This is a genomic window from Zunongwangia sp. L-65 (genome assembly GCF_056859415.1).
On record NZ_JBSXOK010000049.1, the window covers coordinates 133,759 to 156,953 of the forward strand.

The following is a 23,195-nucleotide window of genomic DNA, read 5'->3' on the forward strand; positions in this document are numbered from 1 at the left end:
GGCAACAATTGATTGCCAAATTTTTTAATCTTTTCCAAACCATCCCAAATGAGTGTTTTTAAAATTGACTTCATATTTTAGTCCATAACCAAAAATCCGATCCATTGCAGAATGACCGAATAAGATAACACCGGCCAGGCCTAGCGGTGGTTGATTCCATAAAAACCCCAATAACAGAAGGCTAATTCCTAAAAATTTATGATGAAACAGGTTATAAATCCAAGCGCCTATTTAGGGATTTATCAGGTAGCCCAACATCGACAAATCAGGTAAGAGTAAACAGGCAGGGAACACCCACCAGGCATAATCCAGTTGATTAAACAAGAGAAGGGAAAGTAAAAACTGCCCTACTTCTTCAAGCTTTATAAGATTGCTCATTTTTATCATCATTGCTACATTTAGTTGTTGAGATCAAAGGTCTTCAACTTAAATTCAGCAGCTCTTGATAAAAATCAAGAATTTTCATTTTGGCGTTTTCGTATTCTACTGAGTGTTTCAGCGGTCATACCAAGTACGGAAGCAATGTATTGCAACGGCACTTGATTAAATAATTTTTTATTTTGCTGAAAATACAACTCATATCTTTCTTCTGCGGTCATTGATAAATGAGAAAAAATCCGGTCTTCCATCATCATAAAGCACTTCATTATCAATTGTTTTTCAATCTCATTCCATTTAGGAAATTTCTGGCAAAGTTTAAGGTAATTGGTCTTGGTAATGCTTAGTAATTCGGTTTCTGTAAGGGCCTGTATGGCCCACCGATTGGGCTGATTAAAAAAGAACCCCATTACTTCTGTGAGTAAAAAGTTTTGGGTAGAAATCCATTGGGTGATTTCTTTGCCGTCAGATAAAGTATAAATTCTGAGAATGCCAGATTTTACAAAACTCAATTTGTCGCAAGTTTTATCGGTCTGGGTAAAAAATTCATTTTTCTGAAGTTTTTCTTCCTGAAAATAGGGACGGATAAAGGCTACTTCCTGGTTTGATAATTGCCCAAAATGTTCTTTTATTAAGGTTTCGAAGTTTTTCACAATCTATTTTTTGTATGCTACGCAAGGTGAGGTTTATGTTATTTCTTTATGTTTTTTAGCCCAGTCTCAAGTTCACTAATTACTGGTTTCAACTGATAACCAATGCGTGTTAATTCATATTCAACACGGGGCGGAACTTCAGCATAAATTTTACGGGTTAAAACTCTATTTTCCTCTAATTTTTTAGTTCTAACGTAAGCATTCTTTCTGTTCTTTCTCAATGCTTTTTAGTTTTTTGAATGTTATTCTTGTTCTCCAGGCTTAAAATTATTTATTGTTTATCGTAATTTATTATAGCGGGTATTTTCGTCATTCCCTTTCGATCCTTAGTTTGAGTAGAAAAATCTGCTGCTAAAAGGGGAATAATTGGTTTTTAATTTAAACAATTTGCTAAAGGATTGTGGATGTCCAAAACCTAGTTTATACTACACTTAAGCTATAAAAAGGGAAGACGTAATTAATAGTTCTTTAGCTTTTTCAATACTTTTCCTTTTATCATATCCATCAGAATTTCAAGTATATACAATCACAAATTTATAGGCATAAAAACTATAAAAAGTAGTTTAATTGGTACATATTGTAGTTAGATTTGCCATTGAGTTGACTTGCCTTATTATTCGGTTTTGAGAGTAGCCCAGAGCATCCGTTTACTGTATTAGAATTTTTTCTCAAAACCTAAGAAATTTTAGCAATCTGTTTATCAATTATCTAAAGAAGTCGTGAAAGTGTCCAATGAACGATGGGCAAAAAATTTAATAAAATTTTCCTTAGCCAAACACCGCTGAATTGAATCTACTTAAAAAATCACTAAATGATCTAAAAACCAATGCTATAGTTTAGTAACGCCAAAATGTAGCTGTTCATGGAATAGAGCGGTAATGTGGTGAGATACATTTTATACAAAGATTTAGCTATACTATATTCAATGAAATCCCTTTACCATTGTGCCAAATAGGATAATCTTTCAACTACCCTTTAAATCATTTTTAAATAACGTAAAATACTATTTACTTTTATATGTATATTTGTAAAATATATTTAACGTTATGCCCAGAAGCAGTATTATATTATTACCTAAGAATAAGAAGCTTTTACAAGCTGTAGGAGAAAATATTAAGTTAGCGCGCTTACGCAGGAAACTAACAATGGATCAGGTTTCAGAGCGGGCAGGGATTTCCCGACCTACACTTTCTTCCCTAGAGAAAGGAAGTCCTTCAATTTCTTTAGGTATTATTCTCCAGGTTTTATTAGTATTAGGATTGGAGAAGGATATATTGCTTTTGGCTGACGATGATATATTGGGCAGAAAAATACAGGATGCCGATCTAACCGTAAAGGAACGCGGTCCCAAAAACACCAAGAAATAATGACAAAGGAACGAAAAGAAATATTGGTATATGCGCATTGGGATGGAATTGAAGATCCATTCTTAATGGGGAGTTTATATGCTACGCCATCTAGAGGAAAAGAAATATTTTCCTTTGAATATGCTAAAGAATGGTTACAATCGGATTATGCCCAGATCATAGATCCAGATTTACAATTATTCGAAGGAGCCCAGTACCTGACTGATGAGAAATCCAATTTCGGTATTTTCTTGGATTCCTCACCTGATCGATGGGGTCGAGTTCTAATGATGCGTAAAGAGGCTGCTAAAGCTAGGAAAGAAGAACGTCGGCCTAACACTTTAATGGAATCGGATTACCTACTCGGAGTTTATGATAATAACAGAATGGGAGGACTTCGTTTTAAAACAACGTCCGATGGTGCATTTTTAGATGATGATGGAGCGATGGCCGCACCACCTCTTGCTGCACTTCGGGATCTTGAATTTGCCAGCTTACAACTAGAAAAAGAAGATGCCTCAGAAAATCCGGAATACCTAAAATGGCTTAATATGCTAATGGCACCAGGATCTTCTTTGGGAGGTGCAAGACCCAAGGCAAACATTCGGGATACCGAAGGAAGTTTATGGATTGCTAAATTCCCAAGTCAAAATGATCGTCAGGATATGGGCGCTTGGGAAATGCTTGCCTATCGACTTGCGATTAAATCTGGTATTGAAATGGCACCGTCAAGGGTAGAAAAATTTTCGCATCATCAACATACATTTCTAACACAACGATTTGATCGTAACAACAATGGCACCCGAACGCACTTTGCCTCTGCAATGACCTTATTAGGATATACTGACGGAACGGACTATCAAGATGGGGTTAGTTATTTGGAGCTTGTGGAATTTTTGATGCAGAATGGGGCTAATGTTGATAATGATCTCCGGAAGTTATGGAGACGTATTGCGTTTAATGTGTGTATTTCGAATACGGATGATCACCTTCGTAATCACGGATTCCTTTTAACGGATTCCGGTTGGAGACTTTCGCCGGCTTATGATATCAATCCAACTCCGAACGCCACCGGCTTAAAACTTAATATTTCAGAAAATGACAATGCTTTGGATTTAGACTTGGTAAGGGAAGTCGCTCCTTATTTTCGGTTAAAAGAAAAAGAAACCAATGCTATTATCAATATAATTCAACAGAATGTAGCCCAATGGGAACAACTAGCGACGGATTTAGGTATTCCAAGAAATGAAATGGAATTAATGAAAAATGCATTTAAATATTAAAATAGTTCGTCAATACTATTTCTTGCTACAAAATAATACCATTTGAAATCAAGGGAAATGTCAAATCGAAAATGTGATGATTCTGTACTTATTCTGTACTATATGAAATAAAAAAAGGGCTTCAATCTCTTGAAACCCTTGTCATTGCTAGTAGCGGGAACTGGACTCGAACCAGTGACCTTCGGGTTATGAGTATTTTATCACACAACATCAATATTACATAAATATACTGACTTTCAATGTTCTAATTAAATTTTAATAGTATTTGAAATCAAATATCATCAATTAAATCTACAAAATGTTGTACCTATGTTGTACCTGTTTTTATTATCTTTATAGTCTAAAACATTTATTATGGCCACCGTTAAAGCAGTACTCCGAAAAAAAAGAAATCCTGAAGGTCAATATCCAATCGCTGTCAGGATTACCAAAGATAGAAAAAGCTCTTATTTAGGAACTGGTCAATATATTGAAGAAAGATATTGGGATGAGAAAAATAGATGCGTTAGAAAATCTCATCCTAACGCTAATTTCATTAATAACTTTTTACTTACTAAAGTTGCCGAAACAAATAAAAAAGTCCTAGAAGCTGAAAATAATTCTGATTACCAGACCGTAACAACAATTAAAAAAAATATTAGGCAGAAGAAAAAAGTTGATTTTTTTGTAGTAGCAGAAATGCATCTTAAAAACTTAAAGGACAGAGAAAAATATCATCAATATGACACTGAACTTGGTCGCCTTAAAAAGTTTAAGAGTTTTCTCAGAAAAAATGAGTTATCTTTTAATGAACTTAATGTTCCCCTTCTCAGGAAATTTGAAACATATTTACTCCACAATAAAAAACGCTCGCCAAGAACAGTTGTGAATTATCTGATCTTAATAAGAACTATTTATAATTTGGCGATATCTGAATCTTTAGTGGATAGAGGAAGATACCCTTTTGGTAAAGGGAAAGTACAGATACGAATTCCTGAATCACAAAAAATTGGACTAACTAGAAAAGAAATTCAAAAATTAGAGAATAACAGAGATTTGACAGAAGCTCAGCAAAAAGCAGTCGACGTATGGCTTATTAGTTTCTATTTTGCTGGTATAAGAGTAGGTGATGTTTTAAAACTAAAGTGGTCTGATTTTTATGATGGTAGATTAAGATACCGGATGAATAAAAACAGTAAGCTCGTAACCCTAAAAACACCTGATAAGGCTATTTCAATCTTCAAAAAATATCGCCAAAACAGTCAATTGAATAATGATTTAATTTTCGATTATTTAACCGTCACGGACTTGGAAGACACTCAAAAGGTTTCTATAAGAACACAAACTGTAACCCGAAACCTGAATAGACATTTAAAAAAAGTTGCTTCTAAACTAGGCATTACCAAAAAGATGAGTATGCATATTGCTAGACATAGTTTTGGTAATATTTCAGGTGACAAAATTCCTATTCAGATGCTTCAGAAGCTTTATCGGCATTCTTCTGTTACCACCACGATAAATTATCAAGCTAACTTTATTCACAAAGATGCGGATGATGCGCTAGACAGTGTTATTAATTTTTGAAGGCAAATACTTAAATTAAGATTTACGTTCTTATAAAATCGATTAGCTAATTGAAAAGAATTTCATATAGAATTAGAAGTGAAAGCCTAGTACTAGTAAATGAAGTCCTAATTAGGGTTCAGTGATAACAAAACCTTTTATAATACAATACTGACAATCGCGAAATTAATATTATTCATTTTTAATTAATAGATTGACATTGCTGTATATATTTCGTAACGACAAGTATTATTCTGTAATACTGATAAATATATTTGAATTGCTTATTATCAAAAGTTCACAAAACAAATAAGCACCTGATTAATAGATATTAAAAATTAAATTCACCAAATTTCCTGAATCAAATTTCAAATTGTTTTATAAATATTTTATACTTTCTGTAAGTAAGATACCTATACGATTCAACTTACTTATTTCAGTTTAAATTATTAAATCTAAATCTTGATACAAATTCGTATAAGTAAATCAATATGCCTTTTTAAGTCATCCAGATCATCAACCTGTTTCTTAATACCTATAACCGCAGATGAGATAATAACAGCAACGTCTCTAGGTTCAATATCATTATTAAAGCTTTTATGTGGAAAAAGTTTTAGCACTTCCTCTAAATCAGATATAAATAAGTCTGTACTTTTTTGCATACAATTTCTGGTGAAAGAAAATTCATTTTCATACAATTCTGCACTTTCAGGTGATTGATTTAACCAAGTGTACGTTTCTACTACCCAAATATTCATCACCTCTCTCAGTTTTAAAAGCGGCTCTTTCAATTTAGCGTTTCTTTTTTTTACTTCCGCAGAAAGTTCTTGCGACAACATAAGGATAAGAGCTTTGAAAATCTCTTCTTTTTTAGGGTAAATAAGATAGAGTCCAGGTCTCGAAATTCCAACTGCTTCAGCAATATCGTTCATTGTAGTTTTGGTATATCCATACTTTACAAAAATGGCTTTAGAGGCATTTAAGACTTCTAGTTCTTTCTTAGTCATATTTTTTTTACAAATATACATTTTTTGTCAATATATAATTATACCTTTGACAAATATTGTTCAATTGTAAAAAATGAAAAAAACTATATTAATTACGGGAACTAGCAGTGGTATCGGATATTCTATTGCTAAAGAATTTTCAGAAGCTAACTACAAAGTAATTGCTACAATCCGTAAAGTCAAGGATGCCGAAAGACTCAAAAAAGAACTAAATGAAAATGTTTACCCTATAATATGTGATGTAACGAATCCAGAACAGGTCAACGATCTTGCGAGATATGTAAAAGAGATTTCCCTGAACGGACTTCTTGATGGATTGATAAATAATGCAGCTATTGAAATTGTTTCTCCCATCGAGTTTCAGGATTTGGAAGATACAAGAACTTTATTCGAGACCAATCTTTTTGGTTTAATGCACGTTACTCAAACCCTTTTACCACTTCTTGGCACTAGTTCAAAAGCGAATAAGCATACTGGCAGAATTATAAATGTTAGTTCAGTAGGTGGTGTATTGTCCCTTCCATTTCTTTCCGCATATGCGACGACTAAGCACGCATTAGAAGGTTATTCACACAGCTTGCGTCGAGAATTAAGTTTATTCGGCATTAAGGTAATTATTCTTGCGCCGGGTGCGATTAAAAGTAAAATATGGGAAAAAGATCAGCTGGATAAAAAATCATATAATGGCAGTCGATATGAGCAACCATTTAAAAGCTTCAAAAAAATGATGGTAAAAGCTGAGAAAAATGCAGCCTCTTCAGCATCTATTGCCAAATTCACCCTTAAAATTTTTGAAACATCCTCTCCAAAAGTACGCTATACTTTTACCCCGGGAAGATTCTTTAACTGGACTTTACCTTCTATTCTTCCTCATAAAGGTGTCGATTTTATATTTAATAAAGTGATTAGCTTATCTAAGAAATAGGAAACGAAGAATCTATAAACAATTTAAAAAATTTAGGTGAAAAAAATAATAAAAAATTTGATGATAATATTCATTACAATAATGGTCGTGCTTATCACATCTACATTTTTATATATGCAACAAGATATGTTTGGCAAAAAACCTACTGGATCCAGACTTGAAAAAATAAAACGTTCCCCCAATTACCGGAATGGAAAATTCCAAAATTTAAATTACACTCCCGTTTTGGCAAAGGGTTATAATTACTATGAGGTGATGTATGATAACCTTATTAAAAATAAACCTAATCACTATCCTAAAGATAAAATACCTTCAATTAAAACAGACTTGTTAAATCTATCACTTGATGAAAATGTATTAGTTTGGTTTGGCCATTCCTCCTATTTTATTCAAATAAACCAAAAGAGAATTTTAGTTGACCCTGTTTTTAGTGGCAGTGCTTCCCCAATTCCAAATACTATAAAATCATTTGAGGGTACGGATATTTATTCTGTAAAAGATTTACCTGAAATCGATTACTTGTTTATTTCCCACGATCATTATGATCACTTGGATTATAAAACTTTGGTGGCTTTAAAGGACAAAATAAATAAAGTTATTTGTGGCCTTGGAGTAGGTTCTCATTTTGAACATTGGGGATATGACCCTAAAAAAATAATTGAAAAAGACTGGTATCAAAAAATCGAATTAGATAAGGATTTTATAGTTTTTATAGAACCGGCACGTCATTTTTCAGGGAGAGGGCTATCTAGAAACAACACCCTATGGGCTTCATATGTTCTGCAAACCTCGCTTTTTAAAATCTATCTAGGTGGTGATAGCGGATACGATACCCATTATAAAGAAATTGGAGAAAAACACGGTCCTTTAGACTTAGTAATATTGGACAACGGTCAATATGATAAGGCTTGGAGATATATACATAATCTTCCCAAAGATGTATTAAAAGCGGCTGTAGATTTAAAAGCGAAACGGATATTTCCAGTACATTCTTCAAAATTTGCGCTTGCAGCACACCCTTGGAATGAACCCCTTTCAGAAATTACCGCATTAAATAAAGGGGGTAATATTCCATTGATAACTCCAAAAATCGGTGAACTGGTATATCTAGACATGATTGATCAAAAATTTGAAAATTGGTGGGAAACTATAGAATGAATGTACCTAAAAAACAAAATGTTAGAAACGTTGAGGTTAAAATGGAAATATCAATTTTTAGGACCTCAGTAGCAACTGAGACCAATATAAATGAACTTAGAGCAATGCTTGACATTTTAGTGGGAGCTGGAAACTGGAATTTTGATTTAGAGGATGTAGATAACATATTGAGAGTAAATTATCCACCTCATCAAAATAACTTTTTAGCTAATGAATTAAGAAAATATGGCTTCGTATGTATTGAACTATATTAGGTTTTAAAAAATATCCATACCTAAATAATTGATTATCAACATAAATATATTAATAATCAATTCGAAAAGGATTTAATATGATCATTGAAGTTATGCAGGTTCAATAAGATGTAATCAGCTTGATAAAACTAAATTTTAGTGACAAATGAAATACAACATATACTTGATGAATGTAAGTTAGCGCTTGATGACGTTAACGACAAAAACCTCAATGAATTTTCGAATGTTGAAGAAGGCATTAAAATATCTCGAAAATATTTACAAAAATTAAGAGTTGTTTTACGAGAAAATAATTTTATCAATAAAGAAAATGAAATCCTCTTTTTCAAAAAGCAAAAACCATTCATCTAAGGGCAACTTAAGTTTTATGCTAAATTATATAAATACCTACTTCAGAAACCAAGAGGTACCGATAAGTCAAAACGTAAATACTTAGACACTGAAATAAAAAAACTTCAGGAATATTATTATCACAATGCTGAGTTTATTAAATATTATAGACAGAATGCTACTTTTCTAGATGAGTTTTATTTTTTACGTGGTAATGATAACATCGGCTTACTTTCAGATACATCTCATTTTTATACCGATGCCGAATTCTCTACTAGCCACGATAATGCTGTTGCAAAGATTTTGGCATATGATTTATTGTTAAACCATTACACCAATGAATTAAATGACTTGAAAAAATCAACAAGAAAAATTTCAAACAATGAAAAATTATTAGAAAGTTTGAGTCTTACGTGGACTTCAAATAAAATTGATTTAATTGAACTTATTTACTCATTAATAGCATCTGGAACTGTAAAAGGAGACATTAAGGATTTAGCGACCGCTTTTGAAAAAATATTTGACATCAACTTGGGAAATTACTATCGAAGCTTTTTGGAAATCAGAGGACGTAAAGAAGATTACGCTAGATTTTTAGATTTATTGAAAACAAGCCTCCTGAAAAAAATTAAAGAAGCAGATAATTAAATTTAAAGAGATTATTTATAAAGCAAACACCCAAGTTGGTTTCAACTTGGGTGTTTGCTTTAAAGTAGATTTTAGCAAATTCTATATAATAAGAAAAGCCTTTTATATATTAAACCAATTCAAAAACCACTAAATAACAGAATGTTAAATCTTTGCACAACTTGGGTTCGACTTGTGAAGAAAACCCAATAAAACTCTCCAAATTCGTAGAACGAAAGTTAAATCAGGTAAAAGCTAACTATTTAAATTTATTAAAGCTTTTCCATAAATCGTTCTATTATGCCAACAAGTATTATTACCACCGACGATCTTCAAGAATTCAAAATGGAATTACTGGATGATATCAAAAACCTTCTAGCCAAACAATCTTCCGGAAAAATCAAAAAGTATCTTAAATCTTCTGAGGTGATGGACTTACTTCAAATAAGTCCTGGAACACTTCAAAATTTACGGATTAATGGTACCCTTCCCTACACAAAAGTAGGTGGTATTATTTATTATGATGCTGAAGAGATCCAAAACGTAATGGAAGAAAATCGTGTTCAGCACGATTTAAGTTCTTAAGAGATGAACTACATTAAGCTATTGAATTCGGCTTTTTCAGCGTTCTATTTCGATGACCGTTTAAACCCTACTCACATCAGTCTGTATATGGCGCTGTTTCAGGAATGGAACAGTAGCCGTTTTGCAGAAGATTTTTTTGTGAACCGTAGAGATTTGATGCGCGCGGCCAAGATTGGTTCTAAATCTACTTATCATCGTTGGGTAACTGACCTTAACTCGTGGAATTACCTCACCTATTTTCCATCAAATAATCCTTATAAAGGAAGTAAAATTAAGATGTCCATTATCGGGACAAGTGATGAACCAGATCTGGGACACTACGATCCCAAATTAGAGCAACTTGCGGAACAGTACCATCCCATACGTGAACCGGTAGTGAACCAGCACCGTCCCACCAGTGGACAAGCATTGGTATCTACTATAAACAATAACAAACAAGAAAACAATAATAAACAGCCAAAGGCCAGGCAGGCTGTTTTAGATTTTTTTATTGAAAAAAATTTTGATGCAAATGAAGGAGAAAAATTTTTCGATCATTACGAAAACAAAGATTGGAAAACGAGCGATGGAAAAGCCATACGTGACTGGAAAGCCTTAGCCGTGAACTGGATGGATAGAACCGAATTGTTTGACCAGGAAAACAGGCCAAACAAAAAGCAAGCGTATCATAAAGAGGATAACTTGCGTACCACTAAAACCAAAGACTATGGACAACCCCTCTAAAATAACCGAAGGTGGCGTGGAATATTCGCTAGGTGAATTTGACGGTAAAAACGTAACATACGATTTTCTGAAAATCTTGATTTACCTGGATGCAAAAGGTAAACTACTTTTCGGTAAAAGATTCAGGATTTATGAAGAGGATAAAAAGATACTTTTGAAATTATGCTCATATTTTATCAGAGACCGTGAGTCTTGCAGCAAATTTGATATCGATTTAGAAAAAGGAATCCTCCTTTCCGGTCCGGTAGGTTGTGGCAAAACCAGTTTAATGAAGTTGCTTCGACATTTAGTTCCTTTTCAACGCCCCTATGAAATGATCCCTTGCCGTAATGTAAGTTTCAGTTTTAATCATTTAGGTTTCAAAACTATTGAAGAATATGGCAATACTAAATTCTTCTGCTTTGACGATCTGGGCGTAGAACCCGCCGGTAGGTTTTACGGAAAAGATTTGAATGTTATGGGAGAAGTGCTTTTATCTCGTTATGATTTATACTTGCAAACCAAACATAAAGTCAAGACTCACGCTACCACCAACCTAAACGCTGATGAACTTGAAGAACGTTACGGAAATCGAGTGCGAAGCCGGATGCGAGAACTATTTAATTTAATTGCTTTTGATAAAAAAAGCAACGACAAAAGAGTATGATAGATTCGAAAAAAATATTGTATTCAAATGGTAAAAACGATGAATGCCATACCCCTGCGTATGGAGTACTTCCAATTTTAGAATATATCCCTAAAGGCAAAATCATTTGGTGTCCTTTTGATACTAAAGATAGTTGGTTTGTCAAACTTATTTCTCTTCAAAGTCCAGTGGTATATTCCCATATTTCAAATGGAGAAAATTTTTATACCTACGAACCTAAGAATTGGGATATCCTTATCTCTAATCCACCCTTTACCAACAAACGTTTAATTTTTGAACGCGCCCTTTACTTCAAAAAACCTTTTGCTCTTTTAATGACCAATACTTGGCTAAATGATGCTGCTCCAAAGCAATTATTTAAAGAGAGGGATTTACAATTATTAATGTTTGATAAGCGCATGAAGTTCGACAACCGTAATAAAATTACTTTTAGCAGTAGTTATTTTTGTTGGAATTTTTTACCGAAGCAGATTGTTATGAAAACATTGAATAAAAACGATCTAAAACCCTAATATGGATTATGGTAATTCATTAAGAACATTAGAAAATCCCAAGAATTTATAGGGATGGGGGCGATTTAAACTATCATCACCAACCTTAATGATGATGAGAAGATGAACGCTACGGAAACAGCGTAAGCAGCCAAATGCAGCAGCTGTTTAAGTTAGTCGCGTTTTATAAAGAAGTAAAGACAAAAGTGTAGTATAAAATCTTAGAAATTACTGGTTTCAGGATGAAAAAAATTCTTTACCATTTTTTGGTCGCTCTCTTTGCCAATAGAATTTAAGGTTTCTCAAACCGGAAACCATACTTGCAATACATATTTAAAACCAGAAACAATGGATGATTGGTATACAAAATCATGCTGTGCAATTTCATTTCTTGAGTTTTTCCAAGGCTTTATTCGTTAACAACTGTCGAATCCTTAATTCTCGGAAATCTGGTTTCAATTTCATCTTGACCAAGGTGTATTCTTTGTCCGTAACTCTTTCCAACCCAATAGAAACAACAATTTAATTTTCTAGAGAGTATAGAAAATATATTCCTTTTATATAGGATTTCTTTTAGAGAGCTCTCAAAAAAAGATTTGTCATATTAGTGTCTTCAAAATATTAGATAAGCCATTGGTAATGAATATCCCTACAGGCATCCCCATAGGAATGTTCATAAAGAATTATTTGTACGTTTATCTTTTCTTTTTTAATCTTAAAAAATATTCTAGAGATTTTTTTTATTAAACAATTCTACGTTCCATCATTATTCCATTAAGTTCTTTATCCAGTTTTTTAAGCACAAAGCTCAGATGCTTAAAAAATCCTTTTGAGGGATGTAGCAAGTGGCTTTGATAAGTTTTTTTTGGATAATTCTGTTTTATTTTTTCAATCAAATATTTTGCTATCCTTTGATATTTGCACTTCTCCAGCAATCTAATAGTATTTTATTATTATTTTATCTTCCCTAACATGAATAGCGGTATACCCCGATGTTAAGACATTTATACTAGCCAGGTAATAAATTTTTGACATCTGTCAAATTTGGAATAATTTCTTCGTGAACCAGATGCGAAAATATTTCACGCTCTATGGCTTTATCCAAATTTATAATAAATTAATTATCGCATCTTTCTATGTTAAACACCCCGGCTGCTTTAAAATTTGGTGTGCTTTTTCATTGAACCTTTCTAATATGGATTTTTCATTCATTCTCGTCTCAAATTCAGTAAGGGAAATAAAGAGGTTATGTGGATTGGTTGTCACTTTAGATAATCATATTATTCATATTTTTTATTTCGATATTATTTTGGTTTTTATCTATAATTAAACATTTTAATTATATTTGTCCAATGAAAGACGATTTAGTTAAAGATCACATTATTAATTCTTCCGTGGCGGTATTTAAAAAATTGGGGTTTGATAAAGTCACAATGGATAATATTGCCAAAGCCGCAAATAAAGGTAGAAGCACACTCTACTATTACTTTAAAAACAAACATGAAGTTTTTGAGCAGGTGGCCGAAATGGAATACTTTTCTATAATAGAACCTGCCAAAGCGAAAATTAAAAAATCTAACACTATTGGAGAAAACCTACGGTTATATAATGAGATTAAACTCAAAAGTCTCATAAATAAAACCAAAGAGTATACTTTTTTGCTAGAAGACATTAAGCAAAACTTCAACATTGCTCATTCCCTATTTATGAAGTTAAGACATATAGAGAATAGTATTTTTCAAGAAATACTCACGTGGGCAATCCATAAAAAAGAAATCGCCCCCATTAGTCAGGAAAATATGCAATTTTTAGCAATGACTATGGTAACCGCCTATAGCGGTTTAGAAAAAGAAATGCTCCTTTACGGTTCCATAGAAAATATGTCAGTAAGGCTCGATTGGCTTGTCAATATTCTTATTAAAGGTTTAAAATACGATCAATAACTAAAATCCTCACAAATTAAAATTATAACATATGCGCAAGTTTCATTTCATCCTTTTGTTTTGTTTGGCAACGTTAACGCTTCAAAGTTGTAAAAAAGAAGAAAAAGAAAGGGAAATTCAACCCATCGAGGTTAAAACCGTAATGGTAGGCAACACTTCTTTAGAAAGTAGTGGAGCCCATTTTTCTGCCACTGGTAGAATTGCTGCCGATAAAAGCGTAAAACTAAGTTTTCAGGTATCCGGGACCATTGAACAATTTCCGGTAGGTATGGGCGATTTTGTACAAAAAGGAAGCCTAATTGCCAAAATAGATGGTACAGCCTATCAAAAACAGTATGAAGCAAGAAGAGCGCAAGCTGAAATGGCAAAAGACAATTACAATCGTGTAGAAGAAGTCTATAAAAAAGGAAGTATTGCTGAAGTAAAAATGGTAGAAGCACGCTCCAATTACAAACAGGCCGAAGCAGCCGCGCAAGCCAGCTACCAAAACGTGAAATTCACCCGTATTACCGCTCCTTTTACTGGTTATATTGGTGAAAAAATGATGGAAACCGGAGATCTGGCATCACCCGGCCAACCCATCGTCGATTTTTTTGATATCGATAAGCTTAAAGCCATCATTCCAATTCCAGACGATCAGGTAAACCAATATCAAACCGGAGATAAAGCCATTGTAAAAATAGAAGTCTTAGATACCGAATATGAAGGTGAAATTACCGAAATATCCGTACAATCAGACAGTAACACCCCTAGCTATACCGCAAAAATTACCATTAACAATAAAGACAAAAAAATAAAGCCCGGGATGGCCTGTACCGTTACACTTCCCGAAAAAGAAAATACTTCAGAAGAAGCCTCTAACACTTTCATTGTTCCTGTAGAAACCGTATCGGTAACCGAAAAGAATGAAAATTTTGTCTATGTAGTAAACGAAAACAAAGCAGAAAGACGCATTGTAAAAACCGGAAAACTATACAACAATGGCATCGCCATCACTGAAGGTTTACAAAAAGGAGATCAACTTATCACTTCAGGCTACCATAAGCTCACTCAAGACACTCCGGTTACAATTATAAACAAACAATAAGTCCTTATTTTATGAAAAAACAAGGTTCGATGATAGAATGGGCAATGAAAAACAAAGCTTTTCCACTGGCATTAGCTTCTGTTTTTGTGGTGATTGGCTTGTTAGGGCTTTTCAATATGCCCCGTAACGAATTTCCTGAATTTACGATTCGGCAAGGATTGGTAATGGGGTTTTATCCCGGTGCCAATTCACAAGAAGTAGAAGAACAACTTACCGCTAAAGTCGAAAAATTCCTGTTCAGCTATAATGAAGTAGACAAAGAAAAAACCTACTCTTATACCCGTGATGGCGAAATGTACATTTATGTGGAAGTAGCCAACCGTGTAGGCCACAATGAAACTGAACAATTTTGGAACAAGCTTAAAAACGACCTATTAATCTTTCAGCAACGTAGTGTCCCTCCCGGCGTTAAGGGAATTATAGTGAACAGTGATTTTGGAAGTACTGCCGCGATGATCCTGGCCGTAGAATCTAAAACCAGACCTTACAAAGACCTGCAAAAACACGTAGAAGAAATAGAAGATCAACTTCGGCAGGTGAAAGGGATGGCAAAAATTAGCCACTCCGGCGGACTTACCGAGCAAATTTCGGTTTACGTAGATCAAAATAAACTGGCACAATACGGAATTAGCCCAGGCACTTTAATGCAAAGCTTGCAATCGCAGGGAACCATACGGCCCAACGGCACTTTAGAGTCGCCCACTTTTGACCGTCCTATAAATATGGAGGTGTTTCTTAAAAATGTGACCGATATTTCCAACCACATTGTAAGCACCGATCGGGACGGACGTGTGATCCGTATAAAAGATATTGCCAAAGTAAAAAAAGAATACGAAGATCCAGACTCCTTTATTACCGCCAATGGAACCAAAGCGATGATCATTACGCTCGAAATGGCTTCCGGTAACAATATTGTACAATTTGGAGACCGAATTGATGAAAAACTCGACACCTTTAAAGAACAACTTCCGCAGGATATTCAGTTAAGAAAAATTGCCAACCAGCCCGAAGTAGTTCATCATTCCATAAGCCACTTCCTTAAAGAATTCGGCTTTGCCCTAGCCGGGGTAATTATTGTAACGCTACTGCTCCTACCCTTTCGTGTAGCTTCAGTTGCCGCAGCCACCATTCCTATTACCATTCTCGCCACCCTTGCGTTAATGTTTATGCTGGGAATGGAGCTAAATACCGTAACCTTAGCCGCCCTAATTATCGTATTGGGAATTGTGGTAGATGATCCCATTGTGGTCATAGATAACCACGTAGAGAAACTAGATGAAGGACAATCGGTTTGGAAAGCCGCCCTTAACAGTGCCAAAGAACTTTTCCCATCGGTATTTACAGCAACCCTTGCCATATCGGCCACCTTCCTGCCTTTAGTATTTTTTATGACAGGAACCGCGAAAGACTTTTTAAGTACCTTCCCCTATACTATAATGCTGGCATTATTCCTTTCACTCGCCATTTCTGTATTATTAGTGCCCTTCTTCAATACCATATTCATTAAAAAAGGATTGCACCATAACAAAAAGGAAGAAGACAAAGAGAAGAAAAAATCGATGCTAGAAAAGTTACAGCACTTCTTCAATAAGAGTGTTGAAAGCGCAATGAAGCATTATAGAATTACAGTAGGTATTGGTGTACTTTCCATAGTTGTGGGAGTATTCTTTTTCTCTAACCTATCGCAGGAATTGTTTCCGGTAATTGAAAGGAACCAATTTGCAGTAGAAGTTTATCTTTCTAAAAACAGCAGTCTCGAAGAAACCGAAAAAGTAGTAAAAGAGTTTGAGAAGATTTTAGAAAAAGACGAGCGTATTCACGACTATACCAGTTTTATAGGCGAAAGTTCACCGCGTTTCCATATGGTTTACGCGCCCAACCTTCCCGCTAAGAACTATGCCCAAATTTTGGTCACCACTACCTCAGACGATGCTACGGAAGAAGTGCTGAAAGAATATGATAAAAAATACGCTGAAATGTTTACCAACGCGTATTTAAGGATGAAACAGCTAAATATGATTGCCAAACCCGCACAGGTAGAAGTGCGCCTTTTTGGTGATAATATCGACACCTTAAAAAGCTACGGAGATAAAATCATTGACCTGGCAAGAGAAACCCCAGAAACCATTTGGTCCAGAACCAATTATGGGGAAATGCAGCAAACCGTTGCCATTGATGTTAATGAAGCCGAAGCATCACGCATAGGCCTTACCCGTGAAAATATCGCCAACACCATAGCGATGAATATGGAAGGATTAAATGCCACACAGATTTGGGACGGCGATTATGCCATTAACGTAAAAGTAAAGGCTGAAGATCATAAAGATCAATCGGTTTCCAGCCTAAGGGAATTATCCATTATCTCACCTAATACCGGTAAAACAGTACCACTACGTCAGGTAGCCAAGATAACCCCGGGTTGGGAACAAGAACAAATTGTAAGACGTAACGGAATGCGCTGCTTAACCGTACGTGTAGATATTGAAAAAGGAGCCGTAGCCAATGTGATATTAGGCAAGCTTCGTCCCAAAATCGAAGAAATGGAGCTTCCAGACAGTATCACTGTAGGTTATGGAGGTGAACACGAAATGAGTCAGGAAAACCTGGTACCTATGGGAATCTCATTATCCATAAGTGTCCTTATTATTTTCCTTATCCTGCTTTGGCATTTTAGGAAATTTAAACAAGCCCTATTAAGTTTCATCACAATGCCACTTAGTATATTTGGTGCAGCCCTAGGACTAATGTTAATGCAATATCCTTTTGGATTTACTTCCTTCTTAGGGATATTGGCACTTTGCGGGATCGTGGTAAGAAACGGTATTATTTTGATCGATTTTGCCAATGAATTAAGAGTTCATCACGACCATTCAGTTTACCGAGCTGCCGCACACGCCGCCAAACGAAGAATGCGTCCTATTTTCCTTACCTCCTCTGCCGCTGCCGTTGGAGTAACGCCAATGATTATTAGTAGATCAAGTTTATGGGGACCATTAGGAACCGTTATCGCCTTTGGTTTAATGATGTCTATGATACTTACCCTATATGTTTTACCCGTATTATACTGGTTGTTTTTTAGGAACGAAAAAGACGAAGAGGAAAAAGAAGAAACAAAAGAAAATAATGCAAACGCCTAGAAATAGTATGAAAAAGATGCTAATAAAGAACAGTACACCCCTTGTTATTTGGTGTATGCTAAGTTTTTTGTCCTGCGGAAGTTTACTTGCACAAGAAAAACTAAATTTAGAAGAAGTTAAGGAAGCCGCATTATCGTACAGCAACGATATCAAAAACGGAAAAATAAGAATAGAACAAGCTGAAGCCGCCAAACAAGAAGCTATTGCCAATTATTTTCCGCAAGTTAGTGCAACCGGAATCGGCTTATATGGGTTTAAGGACTTTGTCCCGCCCATCCCAGAAATACTGCCCGATGGAATCGATAATTTTTATCAGGCCGGAGCCACAGCAACCGAAGTTGTTTACGCCGGAGGAAAAATAAGAAGCGCCAGTGCCCTGGCAAGTCTTCAGGCAGAAACCCGAACCATACAAGCCGAGCAGGCAACAGATTCGGTAATTCTAAATACCGAACAAAAATACTGGCAACTGGTACAAGTACAAGAACAACTTAAAGCCATACGCGCCAGCAAAATGTACCTGGACGAATTACTGAAGCAACAACAAGATTTGCTTTCAGCCGGACTTATCGCTAAAAATCAATTACTTCGGGTAAGGACCAACCGCAGTAGAGTACTTTTACAACAAAGCAAACTCGGCAATCAGCGTAAACTGGCATTACTTGATTTAGGGCTTTATGTAGGGAAAATTTACGATACAACCACCGTCGTTGCCGATACGTTAAAGCAAGTCACCCCACCCCGACTTAAATACCCTAACCCCGATCTCGATTTTCAAAACAACAATAATTACAAGCTGCTTGAAAAATCGATAAGCGCATCGCAATTGCAAACGAAAATCACAAAAGCCGACTTATTACCACAGGTTTCTGTTGGAGTAAATGCAGGTTATTTCGGAACGTTCAACGATGCGATTGACAGTCAGTTTATGCCGGTGGCCTTTGGGATGGTAAGCATTCCCATCTCCGATTGGTGGGGAGCCGGTCGCCATAAAGTGAAGCAAAAAGCGCTGCAGGAAAAAATTGTACAGAATAATTTCGACGATCGCAAAGACGAACTTAAAATAGGGATTATGAAGTCCTGGTACGACCTGATGGATGCTTATAAGCAAATTAATTATGCTAAGGACAATCTGGAGTATGCCAATGAGAACCTAAAGGTTCAACGGGATAATTACAACAGCGGACTGAACAACCTTACGGATCTATTAGACGCGCAGCAACAAGAAGAATCGGCAGAAACTGAATACGCTAATGCTTATGCGAATTATAAGATTGCAGAATCGAAGTATTTGTTTGTAACGAACAACCTATAAAATTCGCAAGAAATTAATGGGTCCCATTTTCATTTTAATAGAGTAATTATAAAAAAATGTTCATACTAAGTCTTGTCTACCGATACCCACTTTTGAGGTTGTTTTTAAGGCAGGTAGTTTTTTGGTTGATAGCTTATGGCGTACTTTCAGTTATCCTCTATTATACGGCCCACATGGTTAATATACCATTGAGCATTAGTTGGAATATTAAATTTCCTAACCTCTTTCTTTTTTTTATGGCCTTTGGGCTCTTAACAGGGACAGTACTTTCTTTAATGGAAGGACTATTGAAAATATTGCAATTTAAAAGTAGCTCCTTAGTCTTCGACAGTCTGGTCAGGACTATTTTTTATTTTGTTGCTCTATGGCTTATTTTGAATATTATAAAAAATTTATTGAATGATTATAGTTACTTATTTATAAGTGGATATATGGCCACACCTTCAAATACAAGGAATTTTGATATCATTATCCTCACCTACACTTTGTTTATGATTTTTATTGTGAGCTTTATAAATGAAATGGTAAGTAAAAACAGTCCAGGTTTTACCATGCCCTTGATCCTTGGCAAATACCGATTCCCCCGGGAAGAAAACAGACTTTTTATATTTTTGGATCTCAAAGGTTCTACCCATTTGGCGGAAGAACTGGGGCATCTCAAGTATAGTAGTTTTATACAGGAAAGCATCATGGAGGTCAATCAGGTAGCTAAAAAATTTAAAGCCCACATCTATCAATATGTTGGTGATGAGATTGTAATCACCTGGAAATTAGAACATTTTAATACATTAAATTCCATTAAATTCTTGTTTGCCTTAAATCAAAGGTTAAAAAAAAAGGAAAAGCAGTTTAATTCCCATTATGGATCAATACCTGTTTTTCGTGCCGGCATCCACGAAGGGATCGTTACAGCTATTGAAATTGGTGATCTTAAAAGGGAAATTGCCTTTCACGGTGACACCATGAATGTATGCTCCAGAATACAGGGGCTCTGTAAAATTTTTAATAGAAAAATACTCATCTCCGAGCAGGTAAACCAAAACAAGGAAATTTCCCAAAATTTTAAGGTTACTCCGTTAGGGTCACAAATACTGGAAGGAAGGAAACATAGTGTAGAAGTCTTTGCTGTTGAGTAGTTAGAATAAGGAAACCGCCCTTTTATTAAAATTTCAAAAAATAAAAGAAAAAATTCATTCAGGCATAAACCCCACAATACCATTAAAATGTTTCCAATTATTGATTTTCAATCCTTCATAATATAACATGTTGCTAATAGTTTCATTAATAAAAAACAGATTGGCTACCTTCTATACAGTTTTGATCCAAATCATATAATGGTTATAGCTAAGGGATCTTTGTTCAAAAAGCACCCTATTTTCCATTTATAAGGATAATAACTGATAACCCAGATTCATCAGTTAATAAGCGTAAACGATGCCGATGACAAATAACATACGCTTTAAAAAGGCGATGCTAGATAAATTGCAATGGGATACTTACTTTTACTTCACCTATATACAAATGATTTTTTGGAAAATTTATATAGATTAAATTCCCTTTAGAACATTAACTCTAATAGTACGCTTACGTAAGGAAAACTGATCTACGGTTAAAAGGAAAAGCAGTCCTACTATAAATATAAGTCTAATTATTTCAAAAGTATTTTATAGGGAAGTTGAAATCGGATTATCCTTTCCTTTATTATAAAATATTAAAGTATACAAAAATAAATTCTGAGTTTTTAAGTAACTAATCTATATAAAAATGGCAACAGCTATATTTTACAGTATACCAGCCTAGAAAAAAATAAACATAGAGTAAATTGAAACGGATAAATTAGAGAATGATTACAGAGTGTAAAAAAACAAATCATTATTCAGTTTTTCTCTTAGATAAGTAAATAAGAGTATGTCTATTGCAAGTTAAGTAAATATATATCGTTTTCTAACTTTATTTGAGCTATAAAGTTTCAAAGGCGATATCAAATATCCCATATTTTTTAATGCAATTTATTCAGATGCACCGTTGTCTTTTCCGACGTGGCCAATATCAATAAGAATACGTTTTCTTGTTGCCGGTTCTTATCCAAAATCACACACATTTCTAGAAGCAAAATCACAAAACTGACGTTTTTGAGCATCTTTTTCCTTTCTACATTTCAAGTTATCAACAACCTACTTTCCAGATTTCATAAAATTTGATATGAAATAACACTATTAAAAATCAATTGATTATAAATGATATTTTATCAACAAATAATTGATTTACAGATATTTAAACAATAAAACCATTACTTTTCTCATAACGAAAACGAATCAAAAATTTAAACCGTTCCGTTATGAAAAAATCTATCTATCTGGCAAGCTTTCTTTCGCTTCTCTCAAATTCTCTTTTCGCACAAATTGGTGGTATTGAAGATTCCGTTGATGATGTATCCAATACCATTAGAACCATTTTCCCCATCATCCTAGGGGTCATTTTCTTGATCGGCTTTCTTTTTAACGCCGGCCATTTCTTCGGGGAAAATGCTGACCTCAAAAAAGGGATCACCCGTGTGCTCGTCTTTGTCCTTATTGCCGGTGCCGTAGTGGGCATTTTCACCTACCTCATTGGAATCGTAGTCTAAGTCGCTAAGCGACATTTGGCAGTTAATGAATCTGTTATGAAGAAGTTCGAGGTCTATAAAAACATCAGGAAAAGGGCAGTTATTTTTGGACTGCCCCTCTCCCTCTTTGCGGTGATGATAATATCCATCATAGCTTCTTTACTCATTATTATTTTCTCGTTCAGTTTTGGAATGATCATCGGCGTATTGGTTCTTAATACAGTCTTATATATCGCCCTGATAAGAATCATCAACAATCCCCAGGTCTTCCAGCTAGCGCGAACCTTCCCAAAAAGCATCAGTAACAAACGAAATTCCGGTCTCGATTATGAACACAATTAATCTTTCTACTTATCAGCCCATTGCGGATATCCAAGACAATATCCTATTTGCCAATAATGGCAATGTTGTGGTATGCTATAAAGGAAACCTACCAGAAATCTATTCCTTGTCTGAAAAGGATTTTGAGGATATGCACGGGGCTTGGTTTCAGGCATTAAAATCATTGCCTGTCGGTACCGTAGTTCACAAGCAAGATGTCTATCTCAAAAAGCAATATACCGCTGAAGAGCTTCCCTATACCACATTTTTGGAAAAAGCCACAAGCGATCATTTTAAAGGCCGAAAATATATCAACCACAACTGTTATCTCTTCTTTACCCTAACCAAAAATAAAGCGCTGAACAACTCTAAATATGTCAACCCTTTCCGCAAGGTCTCAAAAACGATAATTCAGGAATTAGATGACAATGTTCAGCATTTTATAAGTGCCGTAAGTGATTCCGTTTCCTTTATCAACAACAGTCGGAAAATGAAATTTTTTCCGCTTAACCCAAAGGAAATTCAAGCGATAACCAAAGAATATTTTAATGGCTTTAACAAAGGCTTTGACACCGATATTATTCTAGATAAGAAAAACGTCAACATCGGCGAAAACTATTTTGATGCCCTGGCCATCAACAGCGAACTGTGCTTTGGCGAAAGTGTACAGACTAGCAAAACCAATGATAAATTCACTTCAGACGATTTTGTATTTCACCAAGGGTTTATTGATGGCTTAGGGCTTACGCTAAACGAGAACCATATCGTTAACCAAATCCTGTATTTGGATGACAAACATAAATGGCGCAAGCTGCTTGATAAGAAAGTGGTAGAGCTTAACA

General features: G+C 34.9%; 21 protein-coding genes and 2 pseudogenes. 19 read left to right on the forward strand and 4 right to left on the reverse strand.

What is annotated here, in order from left to right; translation table 11 throughout:
- Positions 1 to 24 precede the first annotated feature (24 nt).
- The 3 genes and pseudogenes from AC13DP_RS06860 to AC13DP_RS06870 form a co-directional block, all read right to left on the reverse strand.
- A pseudogene (locus AC13DP_RS06860) lies at positions 25 to 390 on the reverse strand (DUF4260 domain-containing protein).
- Positions 391 to 452: 62 nt separating this feature from the next.
- Positions 453 to 1,031 (reverse strand): Crp/Fnr family transcriptional regulator, encoded by a 579-nt coding sequence (locus tag AC13DP_RS06865; protein ID WP_347407405.1) that lies wholly within the window; start codon positions 1,029 to 1,031, stop codon positions 453 to 455.
- Between the two features lie 38 nt (positions 1,032 to 1,069).
- Entirely contained in the window at positions 1,070 to 1,252 is a 183-nt protein-coding gene (locus AC13DP_RS06870; protein ID WP_347407404.1) for a winged helix-turn-helix transcriptional regulator, read from the reverse strand.
- Positions 1,253 to 2,077: 825 nt separating this feature from the next.
- Between AC13DP_RS06870 and AC13DP_RS06875 the strand changes: the two genes are divergently transcribed.
- From AC13DP_RS06875 to AC13DP_RS06885, 3 genes are all read left to right on the forward strand, one after another.
- Positions 2,078 to 2,398 (forward strand): helix-turn-helix domain-containing protein, encoded by a 321-nt coding sequence (locus tag AC13DP_RS06875; protein ID WP_041579121.1) that lies wholly within the window; start codon positions 2,078 to 2,080, stop codon positions 2,396 to 2,398.
- A complete protein-coding gene (locus tag AC13DP_RS06880; RefSeq protein WP_347407403.1) occupies positions 2,398 to 3,660 on the forward strand; it encodes a type II toxin-antitoxin system HipA family toxin in 1,263 nt (420 codons plus the stop codon). Before AC13DP_RS06875 ends, AC13DP_RS06880 begins: the two co-directional genes overlap by 1 nt.
- Positions 3,661 to 4,014: 354 nt before the next feature.
- The gene (locus tag AC13DP_RS06885) at positions 4,015 to 5,223 is read left to right on the forward strand and encodes a site-specific integrase (RefSeq protein WP_072879988.1); all 1,209 of its coding nucleotides are present in this window, start codon (positions 4,015 to 4,017) and stop codon (positions 5,221 to 5,223) included.
- 434 nt (positions 5,224 to 5,657) lie between these two features.
- On the opposite strand, the gene AC13DP_RS06890 is transcribed toward AC13DP_RS06885, so the two are convergent.
- On the reverse strand, positions 5,658 to 6,209 hold the full coding sequence (locus AC13DP_RS06890) for a TetR/AcrR family transcriptional regulator (protein WP_175545959.1): 552 nt from the start codon (positions 6,207 to 6,209) through the stop codon (positions 5,658 to 5,660).
- Between the two features lie 73 nt (positions 6,210 to 6,282).
- On the opposite strand from AC13DP_RS06890, the gene AC13DP_RS06895 reads away from it, so the two are divergent.
- The 16 genes and pseudogenes from AC13DP_RS06895 to AC13DP_RS06970 all read left to right on the forward strand — a co-directional run.
- The gene (locus AC13DP_RS06895) at positions 6,283 to 7,134 is read left to right on the forward strand and encodes an SDR family oxidoreductase (protein ID WP_072879981.1); all 852 of its coding nucleotides are present in this window, start codon (positions 6,283 to 6,285) and stop codon (positions 7,132 to 7,134) included.
- 36 nt (positions 7,135 to 7,170) lie between these two features.
- Complete coding sequence (locus AC13DP_RS06900; protein ID WP_072879978.1) at positions 7,171 to 8,292, forward strand: MBL fold metallo-hydrolase; 1,122 nt, start codon at positions 7,171 to 7,173, stop codon at positions 8,290 to 8,292.
- Positions 8,274 to 8,546 carry a hypothetical protein gene (locus AC13DP_RS06905; RefSeq protein WP_139277095.1) on the forward strand — a complete coding sequence of 91 codons (273 nt, stop codon included), beginning with the start codon at positions 8,274 to 8,276 and terminating at the stop codon, positions 8,544 to 8,546. The genes AC13DP_RS06900 and AC13DP_RS06905 overlap by 19 nt, the downstream gene beginning before the upstream one ends.
- A gap of 138 nt (positions 8,547 to 8,684) precedes the next feature.
- Positions 8,685 to 8,897 carry a hypothetical protein gene (locus AC13DP_RS06910; RefSeq protein ID WP_347407400.1) on the forward strand — a complete coding sequence of 71 codons (213 nt, stop codon included), beginning with the start codon at positions 8,685 to 8,687 and terminating at the stop codon, positions 8,895 to 8,897.
- A gap of 15 nt (positions 8,898 to 8,912) precedes the next feature.
- Positions 8,913 to 9,524, forward strand: a pseudogene (locus tag AC13DP_RS06915) (RteC domain-containing protein); the annotation flags it as partial.
- A gap of 279 nt (positions 9,525 to 9,803) precedes the next feature.
- Complete coding sequence (locus tag AC13DP_RS06920) at positions 9,804 to 10,088, forward strand: helix-turn-helix domain-containing protein (protein ID WP_072879973.1); 285 nt, start codon at positions 9,804 to 9,806, stop codon at positions 10,086 to 10,088.
- A gap of 3 nt (positions 10,089 to 10,091) precedes the next feature.
- On the forward strand, positions 10,092 to 10,811 hold the full coding sequence (locus AC13DP_RS06925) for a hypothetical protein (RefSeq protein ID WP_347407399.1): 720 nt from the start codon (positions 10,092 to 10,094) through the stop codon (positions 10,809 to 10,811).
- Positions 10,795 to 11,457, forward strand: a complete 663-nt coding sequence (locus tag AC13DP_RS06930; protein WP_072879969.1) for an ATPase — start codon at positions 10,795 to 10,797, stop codon at positions 11,455 to 11,457. The genes AC13DP_RS06925 and AC13DP_RS06930 overlap by 17 nt, the downstream gene beginning before the upstream one ends.
- On the forward strand, positions 11,454 to 11,969 hold the full coding sequence (locus AC13DP_RS06935; protein ID WP_013073485.1) for a hypothetical protein: 516 nt from the start codon (positions 11,454 to 11,456) through the stop codon (positions 11,967 to 11,969). Before AC13DP_RS06930 ends, AC13DP_RS06935 begins: the two co-directional genes overlap by 4 nt.
- A gap of 1,331 nt (positions 11,970 to 13,300) precedes the next feature.
- A complete protein-coding gene (locus AC13DP_RS06940; RefSeq protein WP_013073487.1) occupies positions 13,301 to 13,891 on the forward strand; it encodes a TetR/AcrR family transcriptional regulator in 591 nt (196 codons plus the stop codon).
- Positions 13,892 to 13,922: 31 nt separating this feature from the next.
- Positions 13,923 to 14,978 (forward strand): efflux RND transporter periplasmic adaptor subunit, encoded by a 1,056-nt coding sequence (locus AC13DP_RS06945; RefSeq protein ID WP_072879963.1) that lies wholly within the window; start codon positions 13,923 to 13,925, stop codon positions 14,976 to 14,978.
- A gap of 11 nt (positions 14,979 to 14,989) precedes the next feature.
- Positions 14,990 to 18,115, forward strand: coding sequence for an efflux RND transporter permease subunit (locus tag AC13DP_RS06950; RefSeq protein ID WP_072879961.1), 3,126 nt, complete (start codon positions 14,990 to 14,992; stop codon positions 18,113 to 18,115).
- 7 nt (positions 18,116 to 18,122) lie between these two features.
- Positions 18,123 to 19,427, forward strand: coding sequence for a TolC family protein (locus tag AC13DP_RS06955; protein WP_228249475.1), 1,305 nt, complete (start codon positions 18,123 to 18,125; stop codon positions 19,425 to 19,427).
- A gap of 431 nt (positions 19,428 to 19,858) precedes the next feature.
- On the forward strand, positions 19,859 to 20,563 hold the full coding sequence (locus tag AC13DP_RS06960) for an adenylate/guanylate cyclase domain-containing protein (RefSeq protein ID WP_245812578.1): 705 nt from the start codon (positions 19,859 to 19,861) through the stop codon (positions 20,561 to 20,563).
- A gap of 1,202 nt (positions 20,564 to 21,765) precedes the next feature.
- Positions 21,766 to 22,053: a hypothetical protein gene (locus AC13DP_RS06965; protein WP_072879957.1), complete on the forward strand. Its 288-nt coding sequence runs from the start codon at positions 21,766 to 21,768 to the stop codon at positions 22,051 to 22,053.
- A gap of 307 nt (positions 22,054 to 22,360) precedes the next feature.
- Positions 22,361 to 23,195 (forward strand): DUF3875 domain-containing protein (locus AC13DP_RS06970; RefSeq protein WP_483067464.1); only part of this gene is annotated, 835 nt, incomplete at its 3' end.

Excerpts from the sequence above, each read along its gene's own strand:
- AC13DP_RS06875 (WP_041579121.1), top strand. The coding sequence starts at position 2,078 with ATGCCCAGAAGCAGTATTATATTATTACCTAAGAATAAGAAGCTTTTA.
- AC13DP_RS06880 (WP_347407403.1), top strand. The coding sequence starts at position 2,398 with ATGACAAAGGAACGAAAAGAAATATTGGTATATGCGCATTGGGATGGA.
- AC13DP_RS06885 (WP_072879988.1), top strand. The coding sequence starts at position 4,015 with ATGGCCACCGTTAAAGCAGTACTCCGAAAAAAAAGAAATCCTGAAGGT.
- AC13DP_RS06890 (WP_175545959.1), bottom strand. The coding sequence starts at position 6,209 with ATGACTAAGAAAGAACTAGAAGTCTTAAATGCCTCTAAAGCCATTTTT.
- AC13DP_RS06895 (WP_072879981.1), top strand. The coding sequence starts at position 6,283 with ATGAAAAAAACTATATTAATTACGGGAACTAGCAGTGGTATCGGATAT.
- AC13DP_RS06920 (WP_072879973.1), top strand. The coding sequence starts at position 9,804 with ATGCCAACAAGTATTATTACCACCGACGATCTTCAAGAATTCAAAATG.
- AC13DP_RS06925 (WP_347407399.1), top strand. The coding sequence starts at position 10,092 with ATGAACTACATTAAGCTATTGAATTCGGCTTTTTCAGCGTTCTATTTC.
- AC13DP_RS06930 (WP_072879969.1), top strand. The coding sequence starts at position 10,795 with ATGGACAACCCCTCTAAAATAACCGAAGGTGGCGTGGAATATTCGCTA.
- AC13DP_RS06935 (WP_013073485.1), top strand. The coding sequence starts at position 11,454 with ATGATAGATTCGAAAAAAATATTGTATTCAAATGGTAAAAACGATGAA.
- AC13DP_RS06940 (WP_013073487.1), top strand. The coding sequence starts at position 13,301 with ATGAAAGACGATTTAGTTAAAGATCACATTATTAATTCTTCCGTGGCG.
- AC13DP_RS06945 (WP_072879963.1), top strand. The coding sequence starts at position 13,923 with ATGCGCAAGTTTCATTTCATCCTTTTGTTTTGTTTGGCAACGTTAACG.
- AC13DP_RS06950 (WP_072879961.1), top strand. The coding sequence starts at position 14,990 with ATGAAAAAACAAGGTTCGATGATAGAATGGGCAATGAAAAACAAAGCT.
- AC13DP_RS06955 (WP_228249475.1), top strand. The coding sequence starts at position 18,123 with ATGAAAAAGATGCTAATAAAGAACAGTACACCCCTTGTTATTTGGTGT.
- AC13DP_RS06960 (WP_245812578.1), top strand. The coding sequence starts at position 19,859 with ATGGCCACACCTTCAAATACAAGGAATTTTGATATCATTATCCTCACC.
- AC13DP_RS06965 (WP_072879957.1), top strand. The coding sequence starts at position 21,766 with ATGAAAAAATCTATCTATCTGGCAAGCTTTCTTTCGCTTCTCTCAAAT.